The 12,513-nt window shown below is 39.5% G+C and carries 13 protein-coding genes and 1 pseudogene; 5 read left to right on the forward strand and 9 right to left on the reverse strand.

Translation table 11 applies throughout. The features are described 5' to 3' along the window. Positions 1–9: 9 nt before the first annotated feature. Both ACHCNF_RS17935 and ACHCNF_RS17940 read right to left on the reverse strand, forming a co-directional pair. Entirely contained in the window at positions 10–564 is a 555-nt protein-coding gene (locus ACHCNF_RS17935) for a GNAT family N-acetyltransferase (protein ID WP_408072408.1), read from the reverse strand. Beyond that, complete coding sequence (locus tag ACHCNF_RS17940; protein ID WP_408072409.1) at positions 561–1,040, reverse strand: cupin domain-containing protein; 480 nt, start codon at positions 1,038–1,040, stop codon at positions 561–563. Before ACHCNF_RS17940 ends, ACHCNF_RS17935 begins: the two co-directional genes overlap by 4 nt. Before the next feature lie 396 nt (positions 1,041–1,436). On the opposite strand from ACHCNF_RS17940, the gene ACHCNF_RS17945 reads away from it, so the two are divergent. Beyond that, positions 1,437–1,646, forward strand: coding sequence for a helix-turn-helix transcriptional regulator (locus ACHCNF_RS17945; protein WP_408072410.1), 210 nt, complete (start codon positions 1,437–1,439; stop codon positions 1,644–1,646). Next, entirely contained in the window at positions 1,646–2,125 is a 480-nt protein-coding gene (locus ACHCNF_RS17950; protein ID WP_026490099.1) for a hypothetical protein, read from the forward strand. The genes ACHCNF_RS17945 and ACHCNF_RS17950 overlap by 1 nt, the downstream gene beginning before the upstream one ends. A 144-nt stretch (positions 2,126–2,269) precedes the next feature. Here ACHCNF_RS17950 and ACHCNF_RS17955 read toward each other — a convergent pair whose 3' ends face one another. From ACHCNF_RS17955 to ACHCNF_RS17975, 5 genes and pseudogenes are all read right to left on the reverse strand, one after another. Continuing rightward, a complete protein-coding gene (locus tag ACHCNF_RS17955; protein ID WP_408072411.1) occupies positions 2,270–3,766 on the reverse strand; it encodes a leucine-rich repeat protein in 1,497 nt (498 codons plus the stop codon). A gap of 49 nt (positions 3,767–3,815) precedes the next feature. Then, positions 3,816–5,516, reverse strand: coding sequence for a M3 family oligoendopeptidase (locus ACHCNF_RS17960; protein ID WP_408072412.1), 1,701 nt, complete (start codon positions 5,514–5,516; stop codon positions 3,816–3,818). Positions 5,517–5,641: 125 nt separating this feature from the next. Next, positions 5,642–5,725 (reverse strand): annotated as a pseudogene (locus tag ACHCNF_RS17965) (alpha/beta hydrolase); the annotation flags it as partial. Further along, on the reverse strand, positions 5,694–6,440 hold the full coding sequence (locus tag ACHCNF_RS17970) for a DUF6796 family protein (protein ID WP_408072413.1): 747 nt from the start codon (positions 6,438–6,440) through the stop codon (positions 5,694–5,696). The pseudogene ACHCNF_RS17965 and the gene ACHCNF_RS17970, both read right to left, overlap by 32 nt. Before the next feature lie 3 nt (positions 6,441–6,443). After that, entirely contained in the window at positions 6,444–7,211 is a 768-nt protein-coding gene (locus ACHCNF_RS17975; RefSeq protein WP_408072414.1) for a methyltransferase domain-containing protein, read from the reverse strand. Between the two features lie 534 nt (positions 7,212–7,745). Between ACHCNF_RS17975 and ACHCNF_RS17980 the strand changes: the two genes are divergently transcribed. Next, positions 7,746–8,156, forward strand: coding sequence for a metal-dependent transcriptional regulator (locus ACHCNF_RS17980; RefSeq protein WP_408072415.1), 411 nt, complete (start codon positions 7,746–7,748; stop codon positions 8,154–8,156). Here ACHCNF_RS17980 and ACHCNF_RS17985 read toward each other — a convergent pair. Continuing rightward, positions 8,153–8,473 carry a hypothetical protein gene (locus tag ACHCNF_RS17985; protein WP_408072416.1) on the reverse strand — a complete coding sequence of 107 codons (321 nt, stop codon included), beginning with the start codon at positions 8,471–8,473 and terminating at the stop codon, positions 8,153–8,155. The two genes, ACHCNF_RS17980 and ACHCNF_RS17985, sit on opposite strands and share 4 nt — an antisense overlap. Before the next feature lie 451 nt (positions 8,474–8,924). Between ACHCNF_RS17985 and ACHCNF_RS17990 the strand changes: the two genes are divergently transcribed. Both ACHCNF_RS17990 and ACHCNF_RS17995 read left to right on the forward strand, forming a co-directional pair. After that, positions 8,925–10,850 (forward strand): EAL domain-containing protein, encoded by a 1,926-nt coding sequence (locus ACHCNF_RS17990; RefSeq protein WP_408072417.1) that lies wholly within the window; start codon positions 8,925–8,927, stop codon positions 10,848–10,850. Positions 10,851–10,923: 73 nt separating this feature from the next. Next, positions 10,924–12,012, forward strand: a complete 1,089-nt coding sequence (locus tag ACHCNF_RS17995; RefSeq protein WP_408072418.1) for a GGDEF domain-containing protein — start codon at positions 10,924–10,926, stop codon at positions 12,010–12,012. Positions 12,013–12,347: 335 nt separating this feature from the next. Here ACHCNF_RS17995 and ACHCNF_RS18000 read toward each other — a convergent pair whose 3' ends face one another. Next, positions 12,348–12,509 carry a hypothetical protein gene (locus tag ACHCNF_RS18000; protein WP_408072419.1) on the reverse strand — a complete coding sequence of 54 codons (162 nt, stop codon included), beginning with the start codon at positions 12,507–12,509 and terminating at the stop codon, positions 12,348–12,350. Between the last annotated feature and the right edge of the window lie 4 nt (positions 12,510–12,513).

Consider the following 12,513-nt stretch of genomic DNA (forward strand, 5'->3'; position numbering starts at 1 on the left):
CGACATCAACTATTCTATATTTTTCTCAACTATATCCCTTGAAAAAACTGCACTGTAAAAGGACTTGTACATCTCCCACAACTTTTCCTTGGATCTGATACTGCTATTTTCCAGCACAAGTATTATGAATGGAACACCAAAGCACCGTACCCGCAGCCCGGTATCTATACACCCGTTTCTTTCATAAAACCCGATGCGCCTTGTCTGAAGCTCCTTAAGGTCGCGTTCTTTAGTATAAGCAGGATCTTCTACCTCTAAGATAATAAGCCCTGCTCCTGACATATATTCACGAATCAGTTTAATTATTTCACTGCCAAGCCCTTTATTCCTGTACTTAGGGAACACTGCAAGATAGTCCACAAGAAAGTTCATTCCCTGCTTTACAAGGAACGTGTACCCGATTATCTCAGAATCATCAAATAATCCCAGGCACTCATATACACCATCTTCAACAGCTTTTAGGATTACCGGAAGCTTTTTAAGCTCTTCCTTGATAAAATCGTGGACCAGCCGTTCCTTATATATGGTTGTTATCTCAGCGCTTCGAAGCTTCTTTAATTTCATCTGATCATATCCTCTGAATAAGCAAGGTGCTTTATCTTCTCATAATCTGCGGGGCAGATTTCTCTTACCTCTTTTTCACCAACAAGCCTAAATCCATCGTAAGTAAACTTAGGAGTTGTGGCACACGACATGAAACAATAGCTGCTTTTATCAAGGTTTTCTGCAGCAAAAATGGATCCTTTAGGAATTACAGCCATGGCAAGCTGATCATCCCCAGAACCAATTATAACTTCAGATACATTTCCATCTATAATCATGGTAATCTTCAGCCCGCAGCCCTCATGGTGGTACCAGATCTCATCACAGTCAATCTGATGAAAATGAGAAATATCCTCGCCTTCAAGCAGAAAATAAATACTTCCCATAAGTGACCGGTCTTCATGTAAAAAAGGTGCTGTATAAACTTCTGCAAAACATCCGCCTTCAGGATGTTTTACCAAATTGTATTTCTGTTTTAAAAACTCTGCTTTTTCCATCTCTCTCCTTATGATTATCCATCTTATCGTTTACATACTAAGCTGTACTAACAAATCCTTATATCTCTGGGAGTTGGCCCGTCAGCCCCGCCTATTATCTCTTCTTCTGTCATCTTTACCCCATTTTTTCAAGCTCATCAAAAGTAATGTATCATACGTATTATGCTCATCGAATACGAACTAAGAAGTCCCCGATAAACACATTTTATCATAGCTAGGAAAAGTCTTAAACTTTCTTGATTTTTCAAAATGGTATTCTGTGTGGGCTTCCTATTTAATGCTTACGGATGATTTTTGAAAAAAGATAAAAAATAATGCAAAGTTAGCTTGACACAATATGCAAAGTAAACTATACTAGATTTGCAAAGCGAACTTAGCAAAAGTATGGAGGCTGTCATGAAAAACAAAATAAAGGAGTTAAGGAAAGCGAATAAACTTTCGCAATCTGAACTTGCTGATATTGTTGGAACTACGCGTCAGACAATTACCTCTATAGAGGTAGGAAAATATACAGCGTCTCTGATATTAGCGTATAAGATTGCACATCACTTCAATATGAACATTGAGGAAGTATTTGATTTTGAGAGCTTGGAGGAAGAAGACTAATGAATAACAAAAAAATGAATCAGATGAGAGAATCAATTAAAAAACAGAATTTTGCATATGTTGGAATTATACTACTTAGTGCAGCATTGTATTTTGTGTCACAGAGACCAACTATAACTGCAAGGTATGCAACATCTAATTATGCTGATTTCATGCAGGGATTTGTAATAGGAATGGTAATCGTATTGGACATCATAAGTATTTATCATCTTGTAAAGTATTCAAATGCTCTTAAGGATGATAAGAAACTTACACAAATCTATAATGAAATGCATGATGAGCGTATGTGTCATATCGAATCACTATCTGGGAAGTTTACAGTAAAGTTTGCAGCTATTTTCCTATTATTATTTGCAATAGTAGTAAGCTTTTTCAGTTTTGAAGCAGCAATTGCTATTATGGCAGCATTGTTTATACTGGGGATTGCCAAGAAAGTAAGCATGATACACTATACTAGAACATATACGGGCGAGGAATAAACGTAAAGCCATATTATCTGGAACTGTGTAAAATACTTGCTTCACTTTAAGATAAAAGCCGTAGGAATTATCCTTCGGCTTTTATCTGTTACATCATAAATTGCATAATTCATTCAGCTTATAGACTGTGCTAAAGCATCATAATTACTTTTTGATAGCTCTTAACAGTTTCCTCTTTTTGCTGCCCTTTACGCCATTAAGCTTGATGACAGCGTCCTTGTTTATTTTCTTGAAAGCACCCTTACCGATTTTCAGGGATTTATTAGCCTTAATTGTCACTTTCTTTAGCTTTTTACATTTATAGAAGGCTTTCTTTCCAATAGTAGCAACGTTTGAGCCTATTGTGACTGTCTTTATCTTCTTATTGTTCTTGCAGGCATTATCAGCAATTGCAATAACGGGATAAGTTTTTCCGTAAGCTGTAACGGTGTTTAGAGATGCCTTCTTTTTTGACGCTATCTTAATTGCGGTTGCATTGCCGTTTCTATCAATTATGTAGGTGATACCATTAACGGTCACAGTTGACACTATATTTGCTGTGTCCACAGGTGATCCTTTTACAAAAAAAGTACCGTTCGAATCAGAAGCGTCCTGAGATTTTGGTTTGGAAAAAACAAATTTCAGGGTTTCATAATAAAATCTATAATCTTCTGACAGATCATTCATCGCATCTTTTTTGGCATCATTAGGCATTACAAACGTCACCTGATCCCTAATTGAGTTGGTAGGCAATACGGATATAGTATTTTTATAGGTACTCGAATCTATTTTATATGCAATGTCATAGCTTCCGTTTTTATCCAGGTCCATTTCCATAGAGAGTTCATTAACTATCTTATAGTCGAATTCTGATATCATAGCCAGGTGCGCCACTGTGCTTGACAATGCCAGGTCTTCAACTTCATAAGTACCATTTGTAAGGTCAATCTCAAATGAGCCTTTATTATATATTTTTTCAAGATCAACCGCAGGAAGAGTGACTGTCACAGGCTCTGAATCCGCAAACTTATTGAGATCATCGGATTTAGCTAAAATCTCCAGTGGCTGTTCGTAATCTTTCATATCGACATAAAAATAGGAAAGACTCGTATAGGCGCAAGATTTTGAGTGTTTTTTTGGATTACCAATCCGTATTTCCTTAAAGGTGCTCGCAGATTCCCAAGTTACTTTGTACCTAATGGCAGGTGTTCTACTGTTATCTACTTCTACCTTGATGCCTTCAACTTTGGGCGTTCTTTGGGATAGTGTCTTTGATACTTTTGTAATTTTGCACTCTTTATCAGATTGATATTTTTTCAGTGTGTTATAGTTTTTGGGGCTTGGAGAACATACCACATATAAGGTGATTTTTCCCAAATTATCCAGACTTTCATAGAAAAAAGGAACTGCACTCGGCTTAGCGTTAGCAGGGTATTTCTTTTCTGAACTTTTATAAATTTTCGTATCCCCATTTGTGATAAAAACAGTATAATATCCTTCTGATACTGCCTTGAATGTATAGAATCGGCTATCAAAGCCTACTTCTGTTGGTGCCTTAACACTTGTTGCAGCTTTCGAGTTTATGGACCCGAATCCAAATAAAGCTATCACACACATAAATGATGTGATAAAGAGTAGCAGATTTCCCCAAACTTTTTTCATTTCATAATTCCCCAATCTTTTTTCATTATGTATTATTTCGTTTTTTTATTTACGCCATATAGCGCTTTGAAAGCTCCTCAATTACGTGAGCCGTGCTCTTTTCAACTGTTCCGACTTCAAAAGGACTAAGAAGATTACCAATCTTGAGAAGCTCTAAGTATCCTTTTGTTCCACCTGCGCGGCAAAGGCGTAGATAGTCCTCCCAGGCTGCCTTTCTATCCTCTTTCATGCGCCCATAGTACTGGAACGCACAAATCTGTGACATAGCATATTCGATGTAGTAGAAAGGATAAAGGAAAATGTGCTGCTTCTGCATCCAGAAACCGCCTGCCTCCAGGAATTCATTTCCATCATAATCGCGCCATGGCATGTACTTCTGCTCTATCTCGTGCCATGTTCTTTTCCAGTCAGCTGCTGTGTACTCAGGATGTGCATAAACCTGATGCTGGAATTCATCAACACTTACCAGATAAGGAATTGTACTGAGCGCATCAAAAAGATGTGAAGTAACATATTTCTCAGTATTATCGCCAAAGAACAGTTCCATCCAGGGATAAGCAAAGTGCTCCATGGACATGGAATGAATCTCATTTATCTCAGCTGTTGAGCCGCGAAGTGCATTCACCTGAATTGATCTCATAGCAAGATATCCCTGGAACGCGTGACCGGCCTCGTGGGTAAGGACATCTACATCTGCCGAAGTTCCGTTGAAATTACTGAAGATGAAGGGAGCCTTGAAAAGGGGCATGGATGTCATGTAGCCTCCCATGCGTTTCCCCGGTCTGGTCTCCAGATCAAAGAGTTCATATTCTTTCATGAAATCAAAGAACTCTCCGGTCTCAGCACTCATCTCTCTGTACATCCTCTGTGCCTTGTCCACAAGCTCCTTTGCGCTTCCGATAGGTGCAGCATTTCCATCAGGGAATTTCAACTCCTCGTCATAGAAATAAAGTTTATCTATGCCAAGTTTTTCCTGCTGCGCCTTGCGCAACTTTGCAACAGCGGGTGTGATTATCTCTCTGACCTGTTCGCGGAATTTTGCTGCATCTTCCTGCTTATAATCAAAGCGGTTCCTATCGATATATGCCATATCAGTATAGCTTTTAAAACCCATCTTAAGAGCCATTTCGTTGCGGAGTTTTACCATCTCTCCATACTGCGCCTCAAGCTCGGGACTGATTTTTTCATAAAGCGCAGCCCATGCTTCAAAAGCTTCCTTGCGCTCTGCGCGGTCTGTACTCTGCATGTGCTTGAGAAGTCCATAAAAATTGCACTCTTCTCCCCTGAAATCTGTCACCGCACTTGCGGTTGTCTTGGAGTATTCCTGACCAAGCTGCTCAGTGCGTATTGTCTCAGGGATAATCTTTTCATCACTCGTCATCAGTGAAGCATCCAGCGTTCTAAGGAGCTGGGCACCAAATTCAGCCTCGAATTCCGGTCTGAATTTAGACTGTGTAAGAGCCTTCTCATAAGCATTGTACTGAGGGATGGTATTGGCAAATTCTTCCTGAAGCCATTTGATCTCTTTGTCGTAAAACTCATCCTTCATATTGATAGTATTGCGGACGTAAGCCAGAGTAGACATTGTCTCATCCGCCTGCTCACGCTCCTGCAGAGCATAGTACGCGTCCCTGACTTCCTCATAGCTCTTGGCATTAAGAACCTTTGCAGTAGCTTCTTCCAGAGCTTTTTTAAGCGCCTCCATATCCGGGCGCTTATATTCGATCTCACTAAATTTAACCGTTTTCACACCTTCTCCTTATATCTTGTTACCTATTAAACTGTTATGTTTACAGGTTGTATTTAACTTATTCATAAATCCTATAAAATAATACTATAAGAAGAGAAAACTTCCCACATTTTTTTGTAAGAGAGCTCAAAGTAATCCCACATGACTACTGATGGATGTATCAAAACTAGAACCTTTTCATTTTCCTGTCCAAATTCGTGTATAGTCATCAGTCACCAGCCTTAACCTTTTCGCCATAATCAAAAGTCCTGCAAACATCCACATATTTCCTATACTGATCCAAGCAGCAGTAATCGCATTGCGCATTTCCGTCTCAGGAAGAAACTTAAATAACATTGCTGCAGCCATTCCTACCGCCGGACAGAAGATCCAACACCATTTTGGATATGGGGTCAGTCCTTTTGTGAATGCAGCGATATGTGCCACATGCTGAATAATCCAGAACGCAAAAAAAACTATCATTCCCGGTAAAAGAAAGTATTTTCCGAATTTTACAGCTGCATCCACTGCAATCTCCGGTGATGCACCGTTCATATACTTGTAAAAGAAGCATGTGGACAAGCATGGAACATGCACTCCACACCCTGCAAAAGCCAATACTCCAAGTATTCCTGTTCTGTACATGTGCGCATATTTCCGGGATTTAGGAACAATCAACCTGTACACTCCAAAATAGCAAAGTGCCTCAAGGGGAATACCTATGAATCCAAGAAATGCTGACCAGAACATTCTGGTATCAGACAGTTGCAGATATGCTGATAAAAACCATTCCATACCTGCTTTAGAAGAGTCATGCATTCCATAACCTATAAGCACATCTCCTACGAGCACCATACATGCGGCAAATATGCCAATTTTCATAAGCTTCTCTATTCTGTCCCAGTCCAATCGACTATCAACTCCGATGTCATTAAACTTATCCATATCTTATTTCCTCCCCATAAGAATTGCAGAACCGGTAAGAGCCATCCATGTGGACTCCCACTTGCTCATGAACATGCCATTTGTTGTATCCACAAGTTTTACTTCCTCGTAGCCCATATCCTTAAGTTTCTTGACAAAACTTTCCATATCTCCATATTTAGCTTTGGACATAATATCATGAATAGCGAAAGATCCACCCTTCTTGAGAGTACGAAGTGTTTCTAAAAGAATCTCCTGTCTGTCCTTACTTGGTATGTTGTGGTAAACATAATTACTTGTTACTGCATCGAATGTTTCATCTGCAAAATCAAGCTTACATGCATCACCCTGCTGGAAGGATGTGTTATTTACACCTTCAGCAGCTGAGTTGCTTTCGCAGAGATTCTTGCTAAATGAAGCATATTCCTTGCCCCATCTGTCTATACCAATGATCTGAGCACTTGGATTTTTCTTTGCACAGGCGATGCTTAACGCTCCACTTCCACAACCAACATCAAGACATTTACCGCCAACTGGAATTTTTACATAGGATGAAACGCCTTCTATTATCTGCTTAGACATCTGCCGTGTTCCGTTATAGGAAAATGCCCTGTACATCAGGTACATCCACAGGGTTATAAGCGCAAATAGTACTGTCAGGATTAGCAAAACCTTTCCAACTATCGAAGTAATACCCAAAATTACTGTAACAATGCATATCGCTGCAGTAATTCCAAGACTTCCCAATACCATGCCTTTCGGCATCCAATTCTTGTAATCAGCTTTCATCATCACTCCTCCTCATATGCTTGACCATATCTATCCTTCTCTTTTTACTTGTTAGACGTAGCTAACCATGTGTCAAAAGTAAAACCCGCAAAAACTCGGGCCTCTTTTTATATCATGAAAATCTTTATCATTTTTATTATATGTTAGATTATGCTAACTATTTTTTCAAGAGAAGTCTTATTCTTTTTACCTTCTTTATAGTCATCTTTCTTTTAGTAACATCTATTCATCCCACTCTTCAAGGAACTTTAATATCAGTTTAAAGCCGCCTTGTTATCTACAATCCATATGCCTCATCTGAAAATTTTAATCATAGAAAAGATGCCGCATTGGCAAGATACGGCATCTTAGGTAGGAGATTTCTTAATAAAATTATATCTTGTTAGTTTTCGCTAACTACGTTAATGTTAGCATATGCTAATCCGCTCTGTCAATACAAGCAAATAATAAGTTTTCTCACTTTATTTCGTATCATTATGCATTGTTTTTCGTTCTTTGCTATTGTATGCTTTTACTCATAGAGAGGGGGAAGTCTCGATGACTTTACAGGAATCTGGCGAAATGTATCTAGAAACAATACATGTGCTTTCCAAAAAAAAAGCAAATGTACGCGCAGTCGATATAGGCGAAGAACTCGGATATTCAAGACCATCTGTAAGTCGCTCAATGCATATCCTGAAAGATGAGGGCTTTATCACAATAGATGACACCGGCTTTGTCAAACTCACAAAAGCAGGACAGAAAATCGCATCCAGAATCTATGAAAGGCACACTGTGCTCACTCGCCTATTCATAAATCTCGGAGTAAACGGAAAAACTGCTTCTGATGATGCATGCCGCATAGAACATTATATAAGCGATGAATCCTTTAAAGCCATAAAAAGACACAATATCCTCCATATCGAAAATTTCATTATTTTTTCCATTAAGCTTTTATCCATAATTTAGTCTCCATTCTCATTAATAGCCTCAATATATTTTTTGAGTGTATTTCTAGAAACACCATGCTTATTCATTAAATCAATTTGCTTGATAGAACGGTCTTGAAGGTATTTTTTAATATCATCTCTCAGCTCCGGGGACAATTTATCTAATTGCCCTTGCTTTCTGCCACTACGCTTATTACTTGCTGCAATACCATCTTTGATTGCCTTTGAAATATATAAAGGGGTTGCGGGGGAAAGGGTCCAGGCTTTGGGCTCCCCCGCGAAAAAATGCAGCTGCCAGACCAAAAAGATTACTGTGATAATCCCCTGCAACTGCATTTTCCCTTATGAAATTGCCCTTAGGCTTACTCTCTTCCTATCTTATAGGCCTCACGCTCCTTTCTGCTCCTGCCTTGCCTGCTCAACCTGCGACTCCTTGAAAAAAGATGCCTTCTTCATAAACATCTTTTCTGCTCCTTCCTCAGCATCTTTTCTTGATGCCCATATGGAAAAAGTGGCAACTGCCTTTTCACCGCTTTTTACGATATAGCCTCTTCTCTTCCAATCGAAATAGGTGTGTATTATTATGAAGTTGGACTGTCAAAACCCCGTGAAATATCAGTCTTTATGCGGGATTGAGGGGTATGCTGAACTAAGATTTATGAGGCTAGGCTGTCAAACTTCCGGGTTTCGTTTATAAAGCTTTTATTTGATATCGGTATTGCGTTCATATTAAAATAGAATAGGAGTAGTATGTTAGCTATTTGACTGAATCTATTGGAGAACCCTTATGTTTAACTGGATCAGCCCTTTCAACTATGACTTTGCAATAGCAGCAATCCCTATTCAGGTAATCCTTCTTCTGTTTTATGGAGTCAGAAGGAATCTGCCGATCAGGCAGAGTTCCTGTTTCTGGCTTGTCATGTTTGCCAATCTTGTCATGACTACTGCGGATATCATCTCCTGTGAGATGAATGAGATATGGTATGAATACCCACTTTGGGTGATTTATGCTATCAATCACGCTTATTTCCTTGGATTTGTTGTCAGGGGCTGGGCACTTTTTGCTTATACGGCGGAGTCATCCCACAGCCATAAAAATATTTGGATTTTCAGGATCGTGACTGCGCTGCCAGCTTCGGTGGCAGTACTGCTGATTCTTTCAACTCCATGGACATCGGCTATCTATACGATTGCAGAGGATGGCTATCACAACTGTTCTCTTTATAAGACTATCTATTTCAGTACATATTTCTACATCATTATTTCTCTGATAATTGTAATATTTAACTGGGCAAAGCTCTCAAGACGAATGAAAGCGGGACTGCTTACATTTAATCTGCTTCTTTTATTAGGCATCATAATAAGAAAGCAGTTCTATCATATGCTTGTTACAAGCTATTTCAGTATCCTTTGTATCATCATCATATACCTGACTTCAGAGAATCCGGATCTCTACAGGGACAACAGGACAAGGCTTCTGAACAAGGATGCTCTTGATCTGATAGGTCTTGACTACTGGGAAAGAAAAGTCCCTTTCAGCCTCATGACAATGGTAATCCACAACTATGAAGAATCTAAATCAGTTTATGGAATCAGCCAGGTGAATGACGGCCTTAAGGCTATAGCTTCATGGCTTGTTAGCAGCTACCCGAAATACAGTGCTTTTTATACGAGGAACGGCAATTTCATCCTGCTCATAAAGGGCCATCTTCATGAAGATCCTGGGAAAATGATGGAGGAGTGGAAAGAAAAGTATGAGGCTCTTCAAAAGTCGTATTACGGCATCGTGCAGATGAAAATATCAGCAATGCTGATACCGGATTCGATTATTGATACAGATGGTTTAGTTGCTGGAGATCTTGCAAGATATGCAGTAGCCAATTCGTACAATGAAAACAGGCGTGGTATCTATGTCTTCTCAGATGAGATGATCAAAGGCGTAAAGAATCAGAAATCAATAGAGAGAGCAGTAAAGGATGCTATCGCTGATAACAGATTTGAAGTCTATTTCCAGCCTATTTATTCAAACAAGGAAGGCAAGGTCCTGGGGGCTGAGGCGCTGGCAAGGCTTAATGATCCAAAGCTGGGCTTTATCCCGCCACTTGATTTCATACATGTAGCCGAGAAAAACGGCGACATTATGGAAATAGGCAGGCAGATATTTGAAAAAATCTGCATTTTTCTTGAGAGGATAGATCCGGAAGAGCTGGGTATCGAATTTATAAATGTTAATCTGTCGCCCATTCAGTGCATGAGTAACAGCCTTTCACAGGAGCTGGCGAGTATTGCGGCAAAGCACAATATCCCTATGAGCATGTTTGACTTTGAGATTACAGAATCCCTTATTGATGACTACGACATGATCCAGATGCAGATAGCAGGACTTCAGGCGATTGGAGCGGAGCTTTCGCTGGATGATTTCGGTACGGGAGCTTCCAATATATCAAGCCTTATGACGCTGCCAATACATGTAGTAAAGGTGGATATGACATTTACAAGATCCTTCTTTGCAGGAAAAGCAGGTTTTCTTCCTGACCTGATCAGGCTGTTCCGGCACTCAAATATGGAAATTGTTGTAGAAGGCATTGAAACAGAAGAGATGAAAGACAAAATGGCTGAAATGGGGTGTGACTATGAGCAGGGGTATTTCTTCTCTAAACCTCTTCCGCCTGCAGACTTTGTAAAGTATATGGAAAGCATGGTCAATGCATAGCAGGGCAAGATTCTTATTCTTGCTTTCGATTATATTTAAAACTTTTATCTATAGTACATCACGAGGCGTTTTGATGAATCTGAAAAGATGCTGGTCATTTATCATATATGGTACTTATCATCCTGAAGAACTGGCGGAAATTGAAGACATGCGTTTTAAATACAACTGCAGGATTCTCTGGATCTCTGGATTGTTTTTCATTGCCATGCTTGCAGGTGCGATCGTTACTTTGCTTGCAAAAGGCGGGGATTTGAGCTACCTCATGGGGCATGATAATATACGCATCTATGTGCCGGGGCTGATTCTTATGATCGGTTTTACTGCACTGGAGCATTTTGCTGATTTTAATAATCACAGAAAAATGTTTATTGCGATGATGTACCTTAAAATCCTTGTTATATACAGCATCATAATCCTGCTTGGTACGAAGATGATTCCAGAAGCCAATGCGGTACTGTTTTTCATGGTGCTTATTATGGAGCCGGCCATATTCTCTGATTATCCCTGGCGGACAGATTTGTTTACGCTCATTTCTGTTCTTCTTTTTCTTAATCAGTCACACCACTTCAAAGACCCCAGGTTTTTCCAAATGGATATAGTGAGTGCAGTTACTGCAATTCTAATAGTGGTGTTTGTCAGCGCAACCAATCAGCATACAAGGATAAACAGCTGGATTAATTCAATCCGTATTCAGAGCCTTAGTGAGCATGATTCTTTGACGGGGCTGTATAACAGACAGGCCTTTGACATAGGGATGAAATGTGGGTTTAGTGCATGTAAGGATATTGCTTTCGTCATGTGTGATCTGAATGGGCTTAAGCTGGTTAATGACAGTAAGGGACATGCTGAAGGGGACAGGCTACTTAAGAAAGGGGCAGAAATACTTACGTCAGTATTTGGTGACGGGAACGTATACAGGCTTGGAGGCGACGAGTTTTTTGTTGCACTTGCAGATAAAAGCAATGGAGAGCTGTCAGAACTGATTGAAACCCTTAGGGCAGATGAGAAACAGAATAATATCTCTTTTGCGATAGGTGCAGCCCATAGAATAGCTCCCTTTGGGAATCTAAAGGAGCTTTATAAAGAAGCTGATGAAAAAATGTACCTGGATAAAGAGAAGTATTACAGGGAAAAAGCTCACAACCGAAGGAAATCCAAATGATAAGGCTTGACTCTGTGTTTTTTGGATAATACGGCTGCGCGAAGATGAGGCATGTATTCGCTAAGGTCTGTTTCTACTGGATTGATTACTAATATTGGTAGTTACGATAGGAAGTATGCATACAGGGAAACAGATTTTTTTAGATTTGATCAATTTTTGTTTGAATCTTGGAAAAATAAGCCAAACGGTAAGTCCAAAGATCAAATATCGTGGGGTGTCCAGGAACGGAAAATAATTAACCTTAAATAGACCACTAAAAGTGCATAAATAAAACACCGCGACGTTTTCCTCTGAGGGATATAAGTCGCGGTGTAATAGCATCATGACAGTAAATATTATTTTGTACTTACAGTCTTAATACCTGCTTTATCAATGATACGATATTTGATTCCGTTATTTTCAATCTCAGTTCCTACTTCAAAGCTGGCTACAGGGTCTGAACCAACAGTGCTCTCTGTTTTAGCCGGAGCATCAGAATATTTAACTGAGACTATCAATTCG

It is taken from the genome of Butyrivibrio sp. NATIVEDY162 (assembly GCF_045999815.1).
GTDB lineage: Bacteria > Bacillota > Clostridia > Lachnospirales > Lachnospiraceae > Butyrivibrio.